The following is a 20,952-nucleotide window of genomic DNA, read 5'->3' as shown; positions in this document are numbered from 1 at the left end:
ATGGGAATGCCTTTAGTAATTAACACGATCTGTATTGTAATTATATTAATGGCAATTTATTGTCTTGCAGGAAGAAAGGAGAGCAGGGGTAGACGTATCAATATGGCGTCTATGCTGGTCTCCTTGATTTATTGCTTTTTAGTAACGGTCGGAGAACTGCTCTGTATGGACTATGTTCCGCAGCTGCTGATCATAGACCGGATGGTGTCAGATTTTGTGTTTGGGATATTGTTTATCTTTTACTACCATTACATTATCTATGTCACCGGTTTTCGCATTGACAGAAAGATCACCATAGGATTTATGAGTGCCTATGCTTTTTTCCTGCTGTTATTACTGACAGATTCCTCTCATCACTGGTTTTACCGGAAACTGGACGTACGGACGGGAGAAAACGGCTATTTTAAATTCCAGATACAGCATGGGATCGGGTTTTATCTCTTTTATGCAGTGTTGCTGCTGACTTCTTTTTTCTGTTTTTATCTGGCGTGGAAATACTATCAGAATACAAAAGATAACACTGGACAGATGCGGAAAAAAAGGGCACACATCCTTTTGCAGGTATCACTCCTGCCTTTGATGATCGCAATTTTATATCTGTTTGAAGGAAAGAGTATCTACAGTCCGGTCTGTATCGGAATCGGACTGTCGGCATTGTTGCTGATCCATGCCCTGAACCATTTTAATTATATGGAAGTCATTCAGAATGCAAAAGCACTGGTGGCGGACAATATGGATTTAGGACTTTTGATCTTTGACACGGAAGAGCATTTTTTAGAGGCAAACCAGTTTATGGAGAAGCATTTTCCGGAGGTCTGGGAAACGCCGGATTTTGTCAAAGAATGTGAAGAATTTCACGATGTAATGACCGGAAAACGGTCAAAGATACTCTGGAAAGGCAGAAACTATAATTGTCAGAAGAGTGAGGTGCGGACGCAGAGCGGTGTTTTGATCGGTTATGCACTGACCGTTTATGATATCACGGATTTAGAAGAGTATAGTCATCAATTAGAAATATTAAAAGAAGAGGCAGAAAAGGCGAATGCCCAGAAAACTAAGTTTTTAACAAATGTGACGCATGAGATCCGTACCCCGATGAATACGATCCTTGGTATGAGTGAGATTGCGATCCGAAAAAATACGGCAAAAGACTTAGAAGGCCCGTTAAAGACAGTTTACCGGGAAGGAGAAGGCGTATTAGAGATGGTCAACAGCCTGTTAGATGTCTCAAAGCTGGAATCGGGCACGGTCGAGCTGTCTCACGAGAAATATGAGATGGAGAGACTGCTCTATGAAGTCTCAAATATGGTCTATATGAATATGCACAATCAGGACTTAGATTACCGGATTGAGATCGAAGAGGGATTTCCAAGTGCATTTTACGGAGACCGGATGCGGGTTAAAGAGATTTTCCAGAATCTTTTAGGAAATGCCATAAAATATACAGAAAGCGGAACCATTACCTTGTCCTTAGGAGGCGAACGCGAAGAGAACCGTTATAAGATCAGGCTTTCCGTTCAGGATACCGGAGTAGGGATGGATGAAACGGATGCCGAGCAGATTTTTCAGCGTTTCAAACGGACAAAAAATGCGAGAACGGAAAAAGTATTTGGAGCCGGACTGGGCTTAAATATTACGATGTCGCTTGTCAAAATGATGGACGGGAATATTACCGTACAGAGCCGTCTGAATGAAGGAACAACGTTTTTAGCCTATTTTTATCAGGAGATTGCAGACAGTGAAGCTTTATTCATAAAAAATATGACAAGAGAACGTGCAGTTGCATATATGGAATCAAACGGTTTTTTAGAAAAAATACATGTCTGCTTTCCGGGAGCACATATTCTGCTTGTCGATGACATGGAATCCAATCTTAGTGTAGAGCAGGGACTGATGCAGCTTTACGGAATTGAACCGGAAATGGTAAATAGTGGAAGAAAGGCATTAGAACTGGTAAAAAAACGAAAGTATGATATCATCTTTTTAGATCATATGATGCCGCAGATGGATGGGATTGAAACCCTGCAGAGAATGCGTGAGTTAGAAAACGGAAAAGATACACCGATCGTTGCGATCACGGCAAATGCGGTGGCATTTACGACCGATTTTTATGAAAAAAGCGGGTTTGATGACAGCCTTACCAAACCACTGCATACCACCGAACTGTTAGAGGTGCTGAAACGCTTTATTCCGGATAAGATACAGCAAAAAGAGACGGAAGAACAGGAAGAGATATTACCGATCAAGAGCCTGATGCCGGAGATCGACTGCACGATCGGAATCCGGAATATCGGTGGAAATATTGAAAAATATCATGAAATCTTACAGGTATACTATCGGGAAATGTCACAGATGCTGGAAGTGCTTCAAGACTATGCAAATGAGGATTTAGAACAGTTCCGTATCAGTGTACATGGAATCAAGGGAAGCAGCCGCAATATCGGAGCAGAAGATTTAGCGGATGAGGCATTGCGGTTAGAGGAGCTGGCAAAAGAAGGAAAACAGGCAGAGATATTAGCAAAATTAGATGAGTTCTTAAATACCTTAGATGAAGTTATGACCAGAGTGGACACCTATCTGAAGGATGCATCCGAACAGGTAGAGCGCGATGGAGATTTTCTGCCGGAGTTAGAATTAAGCAGTGTATATCAGATTTTAAAGGCACTTGCTGAATTCGATATGGATGAAGCGGAGGAATGTTTAAAAGAGCTTTATAAAAACCGCTACGCAGAGGATGTGGAAGAGGTCCTAGAGGAATTGAAACGTTATATCGAAGACTTAGACTACAAACACGCAACAAGTCTCTTAGAGGACTATTTAAAGAAAATCGGATAGGACGATAGAAAGATCATGGAGGTAGAAATGGAACAGCAAAAAGGTCTGACAGGTTCCACATTGAAGATCATAGCAATGGTTACCATGCTGATAGACCACATTGGAGCAAGCATTTTAGAGCGGGGAGTCATGCCAAAGGCAGCAGATGGCAGCGTTATGGATGCAGGCGTAGAGGCAATGAAAGTATATAACAGGTGGAAAGCGGTGGATATGGCATGCCGTGGCATCGGAAGGATCGCATTTCCGATCTTCTGCTTTTTGTTAGTGGAAGGATTTTTGCATACCGGCAACTGGAAAAAATATTTCAGCAGACTGTTTCTGTTCAGCCTTATCTCAGAAGTACCATTTGACCTTGCCGTATTTAAGAGCTGGTATGATTTTTCAAGTCAGAATGTATTTTTTACGCTGTGGATCGCACTTCTTGTCTTAGCCGGGATGAAATATGTGAGTGAAAAGCAGGAATGGTCGGAAGCGTTGCAGCTTTTGGCACAGATTGCCGTAGCAGCCGTTGGAATGGGAGTGGCACATCTGTTACATACCGATTACGGAGCCTTTGGAGTGCTTGCAATCGCAGAATTGTATTTTTTGCGAAAAGACAGAAAGCGACAAGTACTTTGCGGCTGTGTGCTGTTCTTGTGGGAGATTACGGCACCACTGGCATTTTTACCGATCTACCACTATAATGGCAAGCGGGGCATAAATGTTAAATATATATTTTACTTTTTCTACCCGGTACATTTGCTGATTTTTGGCCTGATCATAAAATTTGCTTTTTGACAAAATTCGGTTTTAACATTGACAAAAGAATGTAGTATGCTAAAATGTGCTTAGTGTGAAAACGTAAGAAAAGGAAGATTTTCTATGAAAAGACAGGTATTATCTATTCTGGTAGAGAATACAGCAGGCGTAACAAGCCGTATTTCGGGGCTGTTCAGCCGCCGAAGATATAACATTGACAGTTTTTCATCCGGTGTTACGGCTGATCCGAGGTTTACAAGGATTACAATTGTAACCAGTGGAGATGAGCTGGTCTTAGAGCAGATTGAAAAGCAGTTAGCAAAGCTCGAAGACGTACTGGATATCAAGAAGTTAGAACCTGACAATTCCGTAACAAGGGAATTGATCATGGTAAAGATCCGTGCAAAGGATACCGATCGTCAGGCCATCTTGAATGTCACAGAGATTTTCCATGGAAAAGTCGTGGATGTTACCCACGATTCCATGATCATCGAACTGACAGGAAAGCAGGCAAAGCTCGATTCCTTCTTAGATTTATTACAGGGATATGAGATTTTAGAGTTGGCGAGAACGGGACTGACCGGACTTACCAGAGGTTGTGACGATGTTACATATTTAGATTAAGCTATCAATTTTTTATAATTTAGGAGGATAACATAATGGCAGCAAAAATTTATTATCAGGAAGACTGTAACCTTTCACTTTTAGATGGAAAGACCATCGCGATCATCGGTTACGGAAGTCAGGGACATGCACATGCATTGAACTTAAAGGAGTCCGGATGCAACGTTATCATCGGTCTTTATGAAGGTTCTAAATCCTGGGCAAAAGCAGAACAACAGGGATTTGAAGTATTTACAGCAGCAGAAGCAGCAAAAAAAGCTGATATCATCATGATCCTGATCAACGATGAGAAGCAGGCTGATATGTATAAAAACGATATTGAGCCAAACTTAGAGGCAGGCAACATGTTAATGTTCGCACATGGTTTCAACATCCACTTCGGATGTATCGTACCTCCAAAGGATGTCGATGTTACCATGATCGCACCAAAGGCACCGGGTCATACCGTTCGTTCCGAGTATCAGGCAGGAAAAGGAACACCTTGCTTAGTAGCAGTAGAGCAGGATGCAACAGGAAAAGCATTAGATATGGCATTAGCATATGCACTTGGAATCGGTGGAGCAAGAGCAGGTGTTCTTGAGACAACTTTCAGAACAGAGACAGAGACAGATCTCTTCGGTGAGCAGGCAGTTCTTTGCGGTGGTGTTTGTGCATTGATGCAGGCAGGATTTGAGACACTTTGCGAAGCTGGTTATGATCCAAGAAATGCTTACTTTGAATGTATCCATGAGATGAAATTAATCGTAGATTTAATTTATCAGTCAGGATTTGAAGGAATGAGATACTCCATCTCTAACACAGCAGAGTATGGTGATTATATCACAGGACCAAAGATCATCACAGAGGATACTAAGAAGGCAATGAAAAAAGTACTTTCCGATATCCAGGATGGTTCTTTTGCAAAAGAGTTCTTATTAGATATGTCTGATGCAGGACGTCAGGTTCACTTCAAGGCAATGAGAAAATTAGCAGCAGAGCATCCATCAGAGTCTGTAGGAAAAGAAATCCGCAAACTTTACAGCTGGAACAATGAGGAGGATAAGCTGATCAACAACTAATCTTTACGATAGAACAAAGTTCAGTAGGAAAAGAATAAAATTATAAAATAAAAGGCTCCCTTCCGGGTAGACAAGCGAAAGAATATGACTTGTTACCTGGGAGGGAGCCTTTTTATGAGTAGAAAATCTAACGGAAGGATTCATAAAAATGAATGAACTTTTCTAAGGAATCCGACACTTTGATATCCCGGTTATAGGCAAAACCGATTTCACGTTTGTGGATCGGGATGCCAAGCGGGATTTCTAAAAGCGTACCGTTTTGTAATTCCTCTTTGACAAAATCCTTGATGACACAGCCGACACCGAGGCTGACCTTAGCCATTTCAATGACAAGATCCATATTAGACACTTCAATGATATCCTGTAAAGAGATATGATTTTCCTGAAAATAGTCATCAATATACTGACGCGTCATATTTTCCTTATCTAACAGCATCAGTGTGGCATTTTGTAAAATCTGGTCATGACGGACACCACGGATGCTTAAGTTGTGCAGATAATCCTTTGTGGCAACGAAAATATCCTCAATTTCACGCAAAGAATAAAAATCAATGTTTTTTAACAGATAAGGCTTACCGATCAGACCGACATCCAGTTTTTCTTCTTCTAGGAGTTTTAAGGTCTGGTTGGTAGACTGACAGGAAATGGAGATATTAATGTGCGGATTCTCCTTGATAAATTCTTTCAGATAAGGTAAAAGCACATATTTGCACAGGGTAGAGCTGACACCGATCGTCAGATGACCGATTCCAAGTTCAATGGAGCGCCGCAGACGGTCTTCTCCGATGCTTAGTGTTTCAAAGGCAGATTTTACATGTGTATAAAGGAGTTCTCCGGAATCTGTCAGTGCGACACCGCGGGAACTGCGCTCGAACAGCTTTGTGCCAAGACTTTCTTCTAATTTCTGGATCGATTTACTGATTGCCGGCTGGCTGATATAGAGTTCTTTAGCAGCTTTGGAAATATTTTTTGTATTTGCAACCGTATAAAAAATCCGGTAAGATGATAAATTCTGATACATAAATCCTCCATAACAAAAAGTTATAATAAATATGTTTAATATGTATTGTTATTATAGCATGTTCTGTGCTATGATAGCAACAATAGATATTACATACGTTTTCACACTAAAATTATGACAGAACAAAAAGGAGGAACTATGCATGGGAATGACAATGACGCAGAAGATTCTGGCAGCACATGCCGGTCTGGATTCTGTATGTGCAGGACAGTTGATTGAAGCGGATTTGGATTTAGTTCTGGGTAATGATATTACATCACCGGTCGCAATCCATGAGATGGAAAAAATGAAGACGGACGGTGTGTTCCATAAAGACAAAATAGCGTTGGTACTGGATCATTTTGTACCGAACAAAGACATCAAATCAGCAGAGCATTGTAAATGTGTCAGAGAGTTTGCCTGCAAACATGAAATCACAAATTATTTTGATGTAGGGCAGATGGGAATCGAGCATGCACTTTTACCGGAGCAGGGATTGACCGTTGCGGGAGATGTGATCATCGGTGCGGATTCACATACCTGTACATATGGAGCACTTGGAGCATTTTCCACCGGAGTCGGAAGTACAGACATGGCAGCCGGAATGGCAACAGGAAAAGCATGGTTCAAAGTACCGGCGGCAATCAAGGTAGAGTTGACCGGAGCACCATCTGAATGGGTCAGCGGAAAAGATGTCATCTTACATTTGATCGGAATGATCGGCGTGGATGGAGCACTCTATAAATCTTTGGAATTTACCGGAGAAGGAGTGGCAAATCTGACAATGGATGACCGCTTTACCATTGCAAACATGGCAATTGAAGCCGGAGCAAAAAATGGAATCTTCCCGGTGGATGAGTTAGCCGAGACATACATGAAAGAACATTCCAAACGCCCGTATCAGATCTATGAGGCAGATGCGGATGCAGAGTATGAGCAGGAGATCACGATTGACTTAAATACGTTAAAATCCACCGTTGCATTTCCACATCTTCCAGAGAATACAAAGACCATTGACGAGGTGGGAGATATTACAATCGATCAGGTAGTCATCGGCTCCTGTACCAACGGAAGAATTGATGATCTAAGATGTGCAGCAGAAATCTTAAAAGGCAAAAAAGTAGCCAAAGGTCTTCGCGTGATCATTATCCCTGCGACACAAAAGATTTATTTACAGGCAATGGAAGAGGGACTCTTAAAGACCTTTATCGAAGCAGGTGCCGTTGTCAGCACACCGACCTGTGGACCGTGTCTTGGCGGTTATATGGGAATTTTAGCAGCAGGAGAAAAATGTGTCTCTACGACAAACCGTAACTTTGTCGGACGTATGGGACATGTTGATTCGGAAATATATTTAGCAAGTCCTGCCGTTGCAGCAGCAAGTGCCGTAACCGGAAAAATCTCAGGACCGGATACATTGTAGGAGGTAGAAGATGAAAGCACATGGAAGCGTATTTAAATACGGAGATAATGTAGATACCGATGTCATTATTCCTGCAAGATATCTGAATTCCTCAGACCCGAAAGAACTTGCAGCACATTGCATGGAAGATATTGACAAGGAATTTGTAAATCAGGTAAAAAGCGGTGATTTGATTGTTGCGGATAAGAACTTCGGATGTGGTTCTTCCAGGGAACATGCCCCAATCGCAATTAAGGCAGCGGGTGTAAGTTGTGTCATAGCAGAAACATTTGCAAGAATATTTTATCGTAATGCAATTAATATCGGATTGCCGATCATTGAGTGTCCTGCGGCAGCAAAAGGCATTGAAGCAGGAGATGAAGTGGAAGTGGATTTCGATACCGGAGTGATCACCAATGTGACGAAAGGAACGACATTCCAGGGACAGCCATTCCCGGAATTTATGCAAAAGATCATTAAGGCAGAAGGGCTTGTCAACTACATCAATCAGAAATAGATGACATGGAATCTAAGTAGGCAAGGAATTTTTTTGAGATTTTAATTTTGGTATAGAGCTCTGCATATTCTTTTGCAGAGAGCTCTTCTACATAATTTTCAGGAAAATTCTTTGCAATACCGTGACGTTTTGCAAGGTCTACCGCCTTATTATAAGCAACAGCCGCTTTGACGGATGTTGAATAAGAACCGATGATATAATTGCCATTGATATGGATACGGGCTTTAAAACGTACCATTCCGTTTTGGACATGGCGGATGACTCCATGGTAGGAGTTTAAAAGAATCACGTTAGAATAGCGCAGATCAGTAGAATCACCGTTAGCAAAGGTAAAATCCCTGCCCGGAACACCATGGCTTGGGATGCCGTAGCGGGAGAAGATGCTGGTCTGCATTCCATATTCATTGACAAACAACCGTCCACCCCGGCGTAAGATCTTATGCTGGGAATAGAAAAAAAGGTCGTCAATATCGAATTTATATTCTTCATTTTTACTAAAGTAATAGGAAAAATAGTTACGGCGCAGATAAATGGGTGTTTTGATGTACATGCCATTGTCGCGGAAGTTACAGAGGACTACAATTTTTTCAAAAGAAAGGAATTGGGAAGAAAAGAGTGCAGTCTCTAAAGAGATCCCGCTATCATGGAGCAGAGAATCTGCCTGGGAATAGGCATTGTGGGCAAGGGATTCCTCTGTGTAGCTGCCAAGGCTGATATGTTTGTTTTTATAATGGATGCCGGCACGGAAATATGGGGTGCCGTCTTTTCGTTTTGCCGGATATACGCCTGGTAACATGGGGACTCCTTTTGTGGGGGGGATTTGATATGCTTAGGTTTGCTACGCATGATGACTCGTTTGCACTCATTATATCATGTGCAAAAACAGCACATGATCAACATTTGTCGCTCACCGAATGTGCAAGCACATTCTTTTCGCTTGCACTCATTACATCGTGAGTAAAGCTCACTCAGTAATTTCGTCGTTCGTCAATCATGCAAGCATGTTGCCTCGCTTGCACTCATTATATCACACATAATCGCATATTGACAGTCGATATTCCTTTCCATTATAATGAAAATCAGTGAAGAAAATAGAACAACAGGAAGAGGATAAGAAGATGGATTTGTTATATTCAAGTACAAGAAATGGTGAAGAAAAAGTAACTGCATCCAAGGCAATTTTAAAGGGACTTGCAGATGATGGCGGATTATTTGTGCCGGAGTCGATTCCAAAGCTGGATGTTACAATCGAAGAGTTAGCGAAGATGTCTTATCAGGAGACAGCATATGCGGTCATGAAGCTCTTTTTTACCGACTTTACCGAAGAAGAGTTAAAGAACTGTATCAATAAGGCATATGACAGCAAATTTGACACAGAAGAGATCGCGCCGTTAGTAGAGGCAGATGGAGCATATTATTTAGAACTGTTCCACGGGGCAACCATTGCATTCAAGGACATGGCATTGTCAATCCTTCCTCATTTACTGACAACAGCAGCAAAGAAAAATCAGGTAAATAATGAGATCGTGATCTTAACAGCAACTTCCGGAGACACGGGAAAAGCAGCGCTGGCAGGATTTGCAGATGTAGAGGGAACAAAGATCGTTGTCTTTTATCCAAAAGACGGAGTCAGCCCGATCCAGAAGCAGCAGATGGTGACCCAGAAAGGGGATAACACCTATGTAGTCGGAATCAACGGCAACTTTGACCAGGCACAGACCGGTGTGAAAAAAATGTTTTCTGACAAAGAGTTAGCAAAAGAGTTAGATGCTGCAGGATATCAGTTTTCTTCTGCAAACTCCATCAATATCGGAAGATTCATACCGCAGATTACATATTATGTATATGCTTATGCAAAATTATATGCAAATGGGAAAATTGCAAAAGATGAGAAAATTAACATCGTAGTACCGACCGGAAACTTTGGAAATATCTTATCTGCATTTTATGCAAAAAATATGGGACTTCCGGTTGCAAAATTAATCTGTGCATCCAATGAGAATAAAGTACTCTATGATTTCTTTGAAACCGGAAAATATGACAAGAATCGTGAGTTTATCCTGACATCCTCTCCATCTATGGATATATTGATCTCTTCAAACTTAGAACGTCTGATCTACTGGGCAGCCGGAAATGATGCAAAGAAAAATGTAGAATTTATGACTGCACTGACAAAAGAAGGTGTCTATGAGATCACACCACAGATGCAGGAAAAATTAAAAGATTTCTATGGAAATTATGCAAGCGAAGAAGAGACTGCAGAGGCAATCCGTACACTTTATGAAAAAACAGGATATATTTTAGATACACATACAGCAGTTGCATCAAGTGTATATGGAAAATATAAAGCAGAGACAAAGGATGACCAGACCACAACTGTCATTGCATCTACAGCAAGTCCGTTCAAATTCAGCAGAAGCGTTATGGATGCGATCGATCCAAAATACGATACAATGGAAGAGTTTGAACTGATCGATGAATTATCCAAGATCGGCAATGTAAAAATACCGAATGCGATCGAAGAGATCCGCAATGCACCGGTACGTCATAAGGCAACCTGTGAAGTGGATGAGATGCCAAGGGTCGTTAAAGAATTTCTTGGTATGTAATTCAGAAATATAAAAAATATAAGCAGAAGCATTGAGATGTAAGATACAGCAATGTCCTGTGTAAAAAGTATTGAGACAGCAGTGTCTTGTGTTTGAGAAGAACTGTAATAAGATAAGGTTTCAAACAAAGAACTCCGGTGGGTACCGGAGTTCTTTGTTTTGTAGTATGTAGAATTATGTAAGTCAATTTGGAAAATCCTATCTTAAAATCTGAACGTTTCATTATTTAGATTTAGAAATATAGAAGATAAAATTCAATGTTCCAAACGGATAGATTACCGGAAGGATGAAATGTTCATCTTCAAAGGTCAGTAAACAATCAGTATGAACCTCAGGCGGTAAAAGCTGAAGCTCGGTAGAATAAGTATTTGACATATTTACATTGAATAATCCGTTGTGAAGATTTAAGAAATCTTCTAGGGAAGCTTTTACATAGTCATCAAATTCTGTAAAGCTGTCATTGGCATAACGGGATGCAAATTCAATCGCAGCTACTTCGGTAGTATCTAAATAAGAGCTTACCGTGAAAGCACCATCGATATTCTGGTTTACACAGTAAACAGCAGGATACTCTTTGCATGGAAGCGGAGAGAGGATGGTAAAATCATTGCCGATAAAACGGATCAGATTTGTAATTAAAAGCTGTAAATATTCTACTAAACGTTTCGACTGTAATTCATCAATATAATCACCCAGTCCGTGGATCATCTCATCGAATTTTTTCTTCTGGAAATCCGTAAGATCTAAGTTGTAAATCTCATTGTCAGACTGATATTCGATCAGAATATTTTCAAACTGTGTATTGGTCAGGATTCCCTTCTCGATTAAAGCCTGTCCAAGAAGCAGATAGTCCGGTTTCTGAGCCTCTAAAAGAGCATTGACCTGTTCTTCTGTCAGATAACCTTCTTCAATGGCAAGTTCTCCAAATTTCTTATCCTGATGCGTCTGCATGATAATGATATTATCTACCTCGCCGGCAGTCATATATCCTTCATGGATCGCAAGAGTACCCAGTTTTAAATGAACCTTAGACTGCTCCTGTAAAGCATCTAAAAGCTGTTCTGTGGTAATGATGTCTTTTTCCAAAAGATAGTTGCCAAAAAATTGTGTATACATAGCTTATCTCCCTTCAAATCGAATCTTAATAATATTCTCCACCTGTTCTGCATTTAAAGGTTTCTGAACAAAGTCCTTTGCACCTGCTTCGATTGCCTGTTTTAACTGATGCTGTGTTCCGACAGAAGATACGATCACAATATCTGCGGAAGCGTCAAATTCACAGATTTCCTGTACAGCAGCAATGCCGTCTTTAACAGGCATTACAATGTCTAAAAATACGAGATCCGGTTTTTCGGCTTTATATTGATCGATCGCTTCCTGACCGTTCGCTGCATCAATAAAGTTCTTAGCACCGAAAGAAGTCAGCACATCCTTTAGCTGTTTTCTGGCAAGAATAGAATCATCACCAACTAATATTTTTGCGTTTTCAAGTAACATACACGAAACCCTCCAATAATCTAATGTATTTATTTTATTTTACACTAATTACCGGTATGATTCAATCGTTATTTTGTGACATTTGACGAATATCGACGAAAATTACCGAAAATAACAAGAAAGTAAATTGCAAAACAGGATAAGAATGATATAATGAGTGCAAGCGAGTCAACATGCTTGCATGATGGACATTTGCAAAATAACAGGAGAAAAGAGAGGAAAACATGGAATCAATTAATTTTCTGATGATTTTTGATATTGTAATTTTAGGATATGGATTTTTAATTGTACGGGGAGCGTTACAGATGCATAAGACCAATGTGCCGGCAAGTATGCTGATCCCGGCAGAAGAGTTGACCGGTTGCAAAGATCCGGTAGGATTTTGTGAGGCGATGTATCAAAAGACTCTGGTATTTGGAATCCTTTGTATTGTCTATGGAGCGGTCTGCACGATCAATGAGTATGGTCTTGGCTCCATTAAATTATTGAATATCATTGCATTGACTGTTTTTATCATAGCGGTATTATGGTTCTGTAAGGAAATGAGAAGTGCCAGAGAAAAATATCTGAAATAAAATGTGGAGATCAGAAAGATAAAAATCCGAAAAAAGAAGCAGAAAGAAAAAGGAAAGAGGGAATTCCTGAAAGTCGATAGTGACTTTGGGAATTCTCTTTCTGTTTTCATTAGGGCATAAGATGTCTGATCGTGAAAACAATCTTGTTAACGCTGATCCATAGGAATGAACTCCCTGTGGTCACAGACATTTTTATAGGCAGGACGCATGATCTTGCCATTGTAAGATAATTCTTCTAAACGGTGAGCACTCCATCCGGCAATACGGGCGATCGCAAAAATAGGAGTGTACAGTTCTAACGGAAGATCTAACATGCTGTAAGCGAATCCTGAGAAGAAATCCACATTTGGACTGACACCTTTGTAAATTTTTCTTTCTTCGGCAATGACTTTTGGTGCAAGGCGTTCTACTAAAGTGTAGAGTGCAAATTCCTCATTGAGTCCTTTTTCCTGTGACAGTTCTTCTACGAAAGAGCGGAAGATCCTTGCACGGGGATCGGAAAGTGAGTATACTGCGTGACCCATACCATAGATCAGTCCGGCATGGTCAAATGCCTTTTTGTTCAAAAGTGCCCGCAGGTATGCTTCTACCTCAGCCTCATCGGTCCAGTCATGTAAATGTTTTTTCATATCATCAAACATTTTTACAACTTTGATATTCGCACCGCCGTGTCTTGGACCTTTTAAAGAGCCGATGGCTGCTGCGATCGCAGAATAAGTATCGGTTCCTGAAGAGGAGACGAGATGTGTGGTAAAAGTAGAGTTGTTACCACCGCCGTGTTCCATATGAAGGATCAGAGCAATGTCTAACAGCTTTGCTTCTAATGGTGTGTATTTGCTGTCAGGACGCAGTACATGCAGGATCGTCTCGGCAGTAGACTGTTCCGGCTGTGGAGCATGGATAAAAAGGCTGGCACCATCATGATAGTGGTTGTAAGCCTGATAGCCATAAACCGATAACAGCGGAAACAGACTGATGAGCTGAAGACACTGACGAAGAACATTCGGCAGTGTGATATCGTCTGCACGGTCATCATAAGAATACAGAGTCAGAACGCTTCTGGCGAGAGTATTCATCATATCCTTGCTCGGCGCTTTCATAATGATATCACGCACAAAACTCGTCGGCAGGGTACGGTATTGACTCAACAGTGCACAAAAGCTCTGTAATTCTTCCTTTGTAGGCAGTTTTCCAAAGAGCAACAGATAAGTACACTCTTCAAAACCGAAATGGCTGCTTTTGTCAATTCCTTTGATGATATCCTCTACATTGTAGCCCCGGTAGTAGAGACTTCCATCGGCAGGAACTGATTTTCCGTCTACAATCTTAGTGGAGCAGACATCAGAAATTTCTGTCAGACCAACAAGAACACCCTTACCATTCAGATCACGCAGACCGCGTTTTACATCATATTTACCATATAACTCAGGGTCGATCGTAGCAGCCTCAGAACACTTTTTTGAGAGCTCCATAATTTCAGGAGTTAATTCGCAAAAATTATTTGTAGTCATAGTTTCCCTCCTTTATGTTTCTGATATATCATAACATTCTATGAATACCGACACAAGAAAAATTCCACGATTTCAAACTTTTTTTAAGAAAAATTTACGATTATTTTATAAATATGCAGACAGTATCTGATAAAATTATGGTATACTCAGAGGGAAAAGCGTGTCTGTATTTTACGGGCAGAAAGGCAAAGTGAGGAGGGTAGTACATGAGTGAAGTGCAGGATCAAAACTTAAATTCAGATCATTTGGATTTAAAGCATTTAGATAAAAAAACAGAAGAACTGTTAGTAAAAAAAGCAGGAGAAGCCAAAGAATATTCCTATTCTCCATATTCAGGCTTCCGGGTCGGAGCGGCACTCCTTACAAAGAGTGGCAGGATCTATACCGGCTGTAATATAGAAAATGCTGCATATACGCCAACGAACTGTGCAGAGCGGACAGCAGTCTTTAAAGCAGTGTCCGAAGGCGAGCGGGAATTTAGGGCGATCGCAGTCTGCGGGGACGCGGAAGAATACCTAGCACCCTGTGGAGTCTGCCGTCAGGTATTGTTAGAATTTACAGAGCCTGAGAAGTTCGTCGTGCTGATGGCAGCAAAGAGCTGTGAATACAGGAAAATGACCTTAGCAGAACTGTTACCGGCATCATTTTCGAAGAGTGATTTATCCGCAGCATCTGACGGTAAAAATTAAAGAAATTTCGTCAAAAGATATTGACAAAAACTTAACATAGTGTATAGTGTACTGTAGTGTATTTTTTTTAATACATTACATAAAGATGTCTCATTGAGATACCGTAATGTAGACGCCTATTACTAAAAAAAAGAAGAGAGGTAAATGGAAGATGGCAAACATTGATTTAAGTAAGTATGGTATTACCGGAACTACAGAAATTGTCTACAATCCTTCTTACGATACGTTATTTGAGGAAGAGACAAAACCAGAACTGGAAGGCTTTGAAAAAGGTCAGGTTAGTGAGCTTGGTGCTGTTAACGTAATGACTGGTATTTATACAGGCCGTTCCCCAAAAGACAAATATATCGTAATGGATGAGAACTCCAAGGACACTGTATGGTGGACTTCTGATGAGTATAAGAACGACAACCATCCTGCAACTCAGGAAGCATGGGATGCAGTAAAAGAGCTTGCTAAGAAAGAGCTTTCTAACAAGAGACTTTTCGTAGTAGATGCATTCTGCGGAGCAAACAAAGATACCCGTATGGCAATCCGTTTCATCGTAGAAGTTGCTTGGCAGGCGCATTTTGTAACAAATATGTTTATCAAACCAACTGCTGAAGAGCTTGAGAACTTCGAGCCTGATTTCGTTGTTTACAACGCATCTAAAGCAAAAGTTGAGAACTATAAAGAGTTAGGTCTTAATTCTGAGACAGCAGTAATGTTCAACATTACAACAAAAGAGCAGGTTATCATCAACACATGGTACGGCGGAGAGATGAAAAAAGGTATGTTCTCTATGATGAACTACTTCCTTCCATTAAAAGGAATGGCTTCTATGCACTGCTCAGCAAACACAGACTTAGATGGAAAGAACACAGCAATCTTCTTTGGTCTTTCCGGTACAGGTAAAACAACACTTTCCACAGATCCGAAGCGTCTCCTGATCGGTGATGACGAGCACGGCTGGGATGACAACGGCGTATTCAACTTTGAGGGTGGATGCTACGCAAAAGTTATCGACCTTGACAAAGATTCTGAGCCGGATATCTACAACGCGATCAAACGTGACGCTCTTCTTGAGAACGTAACATTAGATGCAAACGGAAAGATTGATTTCAAAGATAAGAGTGTAACAGAGAATACTCGTGTATCTTACCCGATCAACCACATTGAGAATATCGTACGTCCGATCTCTTCTGCACCGGCAGCAAAGAACGTAATCTTCCTGTCAGCAGATGCATTCGGAGTACTTCCACCGGTATCCATTCTGACACCGGAGCAGACACAGTACTACTTCCTGTCAGGATTCACAGCAAAACTTGCTGGTACAGAGCGTGGAATCACAGAGCCAACACCTACATTCTCTGCTTGCTTTGGTCAGGCATTCTTAGAGCTTCATCCTACGAAATATGCAGAAGAGCTCGTTAAGAAGATGGAGAAGAGCGGTGCAAAAGCATACCTTGTAAACACAGGATGGAACGGAACAGGAAAACGTATCTCCATCAAAGATACTCGTGGTATCATCGATGCGATCTTAAACGGAGCTATCTTAAATGCACCTACAAAGAAAATCCCATACTTCAACTTTGAGGTTCCAACAGAGTTAACAGGTGTAGACACAGGAATCTTAGATCCTCGTGACACATACGCAGATGTTTCCGAGTGGGAGACAAAAGCAAAAGACCTTGCTGACAGATTCATCAAGAACTTTGCTAAATACGAAGGAAACGATGCTGGTAAGGCATTAGTAGCTGCTGGTCCTCAGAAATAAAAATTTCTGACAAGCAGAAAAAAAGGAAAATAAAGACGCGTTATCTGTTTAACGGGTGAAATATTACAAGACACAGGATGTTTGAATTCTGTGTCTTGTTTTTTGCATTATGAAATTTAGATGATACAGGAGAAGATCTATCGGAAAGTGCCTGTCGGAAGAATGGATAGAAAATCTTGAAATAAATCCGTCACGTACACGTTTTGCATAGAAAAAGCAAGTCCTATTTTATACAAAAATTTCCTACAAATTTTGACAAAATTTTCAACTTATTTTTTATTGAAAAGAAACAAATACTAGAGTATAATAAAAGCATCAAAAATTCCTGGGATGTGCGACACCCTACTATTTTGAACCTACATTTACGTTCATGGGATTCTCATATCGCTGACTTGAATGCCAGGCCGCCGTCAGCAGCGGAAGGCAGAAGAGCAGTTGCGGACACCCACCTAGCTTTGCTAGGAGTCAAAATTGTAGGAAACGGCATTTTGGGTATTACAGAAGAAAATGTATATGGGACACGAAAGATTTTTAGAGTACAAAAGATTCTAAAGATACAGAAGAGAACATATGCAAAAGATAAATAGAACGAAAGAGAAATGAAAACAAAAGAGAACCCGGTACAAAAGAGGAGCTGTTAAAAGTACAGAAGAGGACTTTTACAAAAGATAGATTGTACGAAGGAAGAAGAGGAGCTGCTAAGTATTTAGCAGCTTCTTTCATTACTCTATAAGAAATATTGAGGATTGGTCCATGAAAAAAAGAACGAAGAAAAAAACAGGAATTTTATTGTTGGCAGCGATATTACTGCTTGGGATCGTCGTTACGATCAGGGTTATCACAGATAGAGGACAGACAAAAGACAGTGTATCGGTAGCAGAAGCGGAAAATGAACTGGAAGAAGTAACCGGTGTCAGCTTAAAGTTAGACGGTGCTTATCTTACATATGCCGATATGGAGGAAGTGTTAGAACGTCTGCATCTGAATGACTATATTACTTATGAAAAAAAGAGCGGCGCGAAAAAAGTACCAAGAGAAGAGTGGAATACGATCTATGATAAAATTTTAGATTATTTAGATTCAGAGCAGCGGATCAAAAAAGAAAGTGTTCTGGTGCTTGGCGTGAATGAGAAGAAGGAAAGCGTGGATACCAGTATCGGTTCTTTTTCTTTGCAGGGAATCACCTTAGAAGAAATGAAGCAGTATCGTCTGTATGTGACCGATCAAAAGATATTAGGGATCGTAAAGCAGGAAAAAAAGAGCGAGAGTACTTTGGCAAATGTATATCTGAAAACGCTTGCCGATGGAAAAGCAGTTGTGTTTTTTTGTGGCAAAGAATATGAATTTGATACAAAAAGCACAGATGGAGAATTAAGCAATATCGTCTGTGACCTTGTATTTGAAAAAGAAAAGATTAAAGAAATCCGAAAAAAACAGGACACGATCACCGGAAATCTGATTACGATGGATCAGTCACAGATTGAGATAGAAGGCTATGGAAAAATCCCATTAGCGAAGCGGGTCCCGGTTTATAAGATTTATGGAACCTTAGAAGAGAAGACATTTCAGGATATTGTCATTGGAAATATGGATGTCCAATATGTCGTTGGAAACGGCAAGGTGCAGGCAGTATTGCTAAAAGAGCCGGCAAATATCAAAAATATCCGCGTGCTGCTTTTAAATGAAGGCTCGCCGTATTATGAAAATATTTATCTGACTTCTGAACAGAAAATGAAGATCACATTAGGGGAAGAAAAAAGAGAAGCAGAGGCAGGCAGTGTATTATCGGCAGCGGAACTATTAGGAACTTCCGAGGAAGCATGCAAGATCAAGGCAGCGGATCATGGAAAAATCTATTTAACGAAAGCGGATGGAAGCAGAGAAACCTTAGGCTATTCCGGCAGTATGGAACTGCGTCACAGTGAACAGGGATATACTGTGGTGAATAAGATATCTTTAGAGGACTATATCTGTGGTGTCCTGCCGAGTGAGATGCCGGAGAAATTCCATGTAGAGGCATTAAAAGCACAGGCAATCTGTGCCAGAAGTTATGCCTGTATGCAAATGGTCAAAGGTGACTATGCGGCACTTGGTGCGCATGTAGATGACAGTACGAATTATCAGGTATACAATAAGAATCCGGCAGGAGAAAAGTCCATAAAAGCAGTTGAAGATACGGTTGGTCAGGTATTAAAATACAAGGGAAATGTCGTAGAGGCATATTACTATTCCACCTCCTGCGGACATACCGGAACAATGGAAAACTGGAATCTTTCGGATGATAAGACCTATGGATATTTAAAAAGTGTCTGGGTAAAAAACGATGCTCCTAAAACGGATCTATCTAAAGAGAAGAATTTCAGGACCTATATCCAAAGCGGGGATGAAGTATGTTTTGACGGAAAAACACCGTATTTTCGCTGGAGTGCGGCTTTAGATTTTAACCAAAAGGACGAAAATATACGAAATATCTTAAAAGAGCAGAAAAAAGCAAATGGAAAAAATATTACATTTTATGCAAAGGATGGAACGAAGAAAAAATCCTTAAAAGGATTTGGAGCAATTACGGAAGTATCCGTGAAAAAACGCGGAACTTCGGGAGCGGTTAAGATACTGAAACTGGAATTTGAGAACGGAATGGCACTTGTGAAAAATGAATATAATATCCGTAGGATTTTAGGAGCTGCTTTAAAAGAAGTCACACTTCAGGATGGAACAAAGAATACCCAGATGACCGTACTGCCAAGTGCGTATTGTGTTTTAGACTATGATAAGAACACAAAGACCGCGTCAGCCATCGGCGGCGGATTTGGCCATGGGATCGGTATGAGCCAGTATGGTGCGGACGGAATGGCACAGGCGGGATATTCCTGCGATGAAATTTTAGGATTTTTCTATCATGATGTGAAAATTGAGAGTATTTATTGAGAAACTTGCCAAAACAGAAAGTTCATGGTAACCTTTTATTCGGAGAAACAGAAGTGAGGTTTTTAAAACAATGCTTTGGAAGATTTTTGGAAATGTAAAAACATTTTTAGATAAATGCCGGATAGATAATATTACAGCCTTTGCGGCACAGTCGGCGTTTTTTATTATTTTGTCGGCAATTCCATTTTTGGTGGTGTTTAGTTCCTTATTAAAATACACACCGATCTCACAGGATATGCTGACAACGGCAGTAGGAAATTATATGCCAAACTATATTTCGCCGCTAGTGAACTCGATCATTGCGGAGGTATACAATCAGTCTGTCGGATTGATCTCGATCGCGGCGGTGGTTGCAATCTGGTCGTCTGCGAAGGGCTTGCAGTATTTAGGAACCGGACTGAATATGGTCAATAACTGTCAGGAAACCAGAAACTGGTTTGTACTGCGTTTCCGTGCGATATTCTATACCGTAGTCCTGATCCTGACACTGATCACCGTGCTGGTATTGCTGGTATTCGGAAGTACGCTGCAAAAGGCAGCCATTCGGTATGTGCCGATCATTTCGCATTTTATGAGTGTGCTGATTGGAATCCGTATCATTATTATCATGGGTGTGCTGATCTTTTTCTTCGCATGGATCTTTAAAATGGTGCCAAACCGCAAGGCTTCGTTTAAGAGTCAACTTCCGGGGGCAATTTTAAGTGCCGTTTCGTGGTATGTATTTTCGTTTGGACTGTCTATTTATGTGGAGTATTTTAACGGATTTTCCACCTATGGAAGTCTGGCAACGATCGTGCTTGTCATGCTGTGGCTGTATTTTTGTATGTACATCCTGCTGCTCTGTGCAGAGACCAATGTTGTCTTTTCGGATCTGTTCCACAAATGGAGAGCAAAATTGCATGAAAAGCGAGTGGGAGATAAGAAATAACCGGAAACATAAGAATGAACGAGATAAGAAATCACTTGCAGTTTTTAGCAGGCTGTGCTAAAATGTGAGAAGTTTAGAAGAAAAGCAAAGAAAGTGTCAGTAGTCTGTTATACTTTTTTCAGAGAGAGGATGCCATCGGCTGAAAGCATCTTTAAGGTAAGGTAACAGACGAATTTCTCACTGGAGCTTCCGGATTGAACAGAATGGTAAGTAGGTCCGGACGGGTCATACACGTTAAGTATCTGAATGAAGAGCCCGATTTTTGGGAATTAAGGTGGTAACGCG

Annotated in this window: 17 protein-coding genes, 1 other RNA gene and 1 other annotated feature (1 of these 19 cut by a window edge); of the genes, 13 read left to right on the top strand and 5 right to left on the bottom strand. The window is 40.7% G+C overall.

The annotated features are described in order from the left end of the window. From WMO43_RS07895 to ilvC, 4 genes are all read left to right on the top strand, one after another. Entirely contained in the window at positions 1-2,835 is a 2,835-nt protein-coding gene (locus WMO43_RS07895; protein WP_353530821.1) for an ATP-binding protein, read from the top strand. Between the two features lie 27 nt (positions 2,836-2,862). Then, entirely contained in the window at positions 2,863-3,612 is a 750-nt protein-coding gene (locus WMO43_RS07890; RefSeq protein ID WP_353530820.1) for a TraX family protein, read from the top strand. An 84-nt stretch (positions 3,613-3,696) separates the two neighbouring features. Continuing rightward, the gene (ilvN, locus tag WMO43_RS07885; RefSeq protein ID WP_177963059.1) at positions 3,697-4,197 is read left to right on the top strand and encodes an acetolactate synthase small subunit; all 501 of its coding nucleotides are present in this window, start codon (positions 3,697-3,699) and stop codon (positions 4,195-4,197) included. Between the two features lie 35 nt (positions 4,198-4,232). Continuing rightward, a complete protein-coding gene (gene ilvC, locus WMO43_RS07880; RefSeq protein ID WP_353530819.1) occupies positions 4,233-5,255 on the top strand; it encodes a ketol-acid reductoisomerase in 1,023 nt (340 codons plus the stop codon). Between the two features lie 127 nt (positions 5,256-5,382). Here ilvC and WMO43_RS07875 read toward each other — a convergent pair whose 3' ends face one another. Next, on the bottom strand, positions 5,383-6,276 hold the full coding sequence (locus WMO43_RS07875) for a LysR family transcriptional regulator (protein WP_353530818.1): 894 nt from the start codon (positions 6,274-6,276) through the stop codon (positions 5,383-5,385). A 142-nt stretch (positions 6,277-6,418) separates the two neighbouring features. Here WMO43_RS07875 and leuC point away from each other — a divergent pair, with 142 nt between their 5' ends. Then, positions 6,419-7,678, top strand: a complete 1,260-nt coding sequence (leuC, locus tag WMO43_RS07870) for a 3-isopropylmalate dehydratase large subunit (RefSeq protein ID WP_353530817.1) — start codon at positions 6,419-6,421, stop codon at positions 7,676-7,678. Between the two features lie 10 nt (positions 7,679-7,688). Next, positions 7,689-8,174: a 3-isopropylmalate dehydratase small subunit gene (leuD, locus tag WMO43_RS07865; RefSeq protein WP_353530816.1), complete on the top strand. Its 486-nt coding sequence runs from the start codon at positions 7,689-7,691 to the stop codon at positions 8,172-8,174. Here the strand turns inward: leuD and WMO43_RS07860 are convergent. Further along, positions 8,161-8,970 (bottom strand): hypothetical protein, encoded by an 810-nt coding sequence (locus WMO43_RS07860; RefSeq protein ID WP_353530815.1) that lies wholly within the window; start codon positions 8,968-8,970, stop codon positions 8,161-8,163. The two genes, leuD and WMO43_RS07860, sit on opposite strands and share 14 nt — an antisense overlap. Before the next feature lie 322 nt (positions 8,971-9,292). Here WMO43_RS07860 and thrC point away from each other — a divergent pair, with 322 nt between their 5' ends. Further along, positions 9,293-10,783 (top strand): threonine synthase, encoded by a 1,491-nt coding sequence (thrC, locus tag WMO43_RS07855; protein WP_353530814.1) that lies wholly within the window; start codon positions 9,293-9,295, stop codon positions 10,781-10,783. Between the two features lie 222 nt (positions 10,784-11,005). Here thrC and WMO43_RS07850 read toward each other — a convergent pair whose 3' ends face one another. Further along, on the bottom strand, positions 11,006-11,899 hold the full coding sequence (locus WMO43_RS07850) for a cyclic di-GMP-binding domain-containing protein, MshE-related (protein ID WP_353530813.1): 894 nt from the start codon (positions 11,897-11,899) through the stop codon (positions 11,006-11,008). 3 nt (positions 11,900-11,902) lie between these two features. Beyond that, positions 11,903-12,280: a response regulator gene (locus tag WMO43_RS07845; RefSeq protein ID WP_177963193.1), complete on the bottom strand. Its 378-nt coding sequence runs from the start codon at positions 12,278-12,280 to the stop codon at positions 11,903-11,905. 224 nt (positions 12,281-12,504) lie between these two features. Between WMO43_RS07845 and WMO43_RS07840 the strand changes: the two genes are divergently transcribed. After that, complete coding sequence (locus WMO43_RS07840; RefSeq protein WP_353530812.1) at positions 12,505-12,855, top strand: hypothetical protein; 351 nt, start codon at positions 12,505-12,507, stop codon at positions 12,853-12,855. A 146-nt stretch (positions 12,856-13,001) separates the two neighbouring features. Here the strand turns inward: WMO43_RS07840 and WMO43_RS07835 are convergent, their stop codons facing one another. Further along, the gene (locus WMO43_RS07835; RefSeq protein ID WP_353530811.1) at positions 13,002-14,366 is read right to left on the bottom strand and encodes a citrate/2-methylcitrate synthase; all 1,365 of its coding nucleotides are present in this window, start codon (positions 14,364-14,366) and stop codon (positions 13,002-13,004) included. A gap of 206 nt (positions 14,367-14,572) precedes the next feature. On the opposite strand from WMO43_RS07835, the gene WMO43_RS07830 reads away from it, so the two are divergent. The 5 genes from WMO43_RS07830 to WMO43_RS07810 all read left to right on the top strand — a co-directional run bounded on the left by WMO43_RS07830 (position 14,573) and on the right by WMO43_RS07810 (position 20,667). Further along, positions 14,573-15,055, top strand: a complete 483-nt coding sequence (locus WMO43_RS07830; RefSeq protein ID WP_353530810.1) for a cytidine deaminase — start codon at positions 14,573-14,575, stop codon at positions 15,053-15,055. A gap of 151 nt (positions 15,056-15,206) precedes the next feature. Beyond that, complete coding sequence (gene pckA / locus WMO43_RS07825) at positions 15,207-16,811, top strand: phosphoenolpyruvate carboxykinase (ATP) (RefSeq protein ID WP_353530809.1); 1,605 nt, start codon at positions 15,207-15,209, stop codon at positions 16,809-16,811. 319 nt (positions 16,812-17,130) lie between these two features. Next, positions 17,131-17,310: non-coding RNA, 6S RNA (ssrS, locus tag WMO43_RS07820), on the top strand. Positions 17,311-17,564: 254 nt separating this feature from the next. Then, positions 17,565-19,739 (top strand): SpoIID/LytB domain-containing protein, encoded by a 2,175-nt coding sequence (locus tag WMO43_RS07815; protein ID WP_353530808.1) that lies wholly within the window; start codon positions 17,565-17,567, stop codon positions 19,737-19,739. A gap of 70 nt (positions 19,740-19,809) precedes the next feature. After that, the gene (locus WMO43_RS07810; protein ID WP_353530807.1) at positions 19,810-20,667 is read left to right on the top strand and encodes a YihY/virulence factor BrkB family protein; all 858 of its coding nucleotides are present in this window, start codon (positions 19,810-19,812) and stop codon (positions 20,665-20,667) included. Positions 20,668-20,745: 78 nt separating this feature from the next. Then, positions 20,746-20,952, top strand: a binding site (T-box leader); it runs 20 nt beyond the window's last position.

This window comes from Maccoyibacter intestinihominis (genome assembly GCF_040096355.1).
In the GTDB taxonomy this organism is placed as follows: Bacteria; Bacillota; Clostridia; order Lachnospirales; family Lachnospiraceae; genus Maccoyibacter; species Maccoyibacter intestinihominis.
Note: the sequence above shows the minus strand (reverse complement) of the source record. Positions and strands in the feature narration are given on the sequence as shown.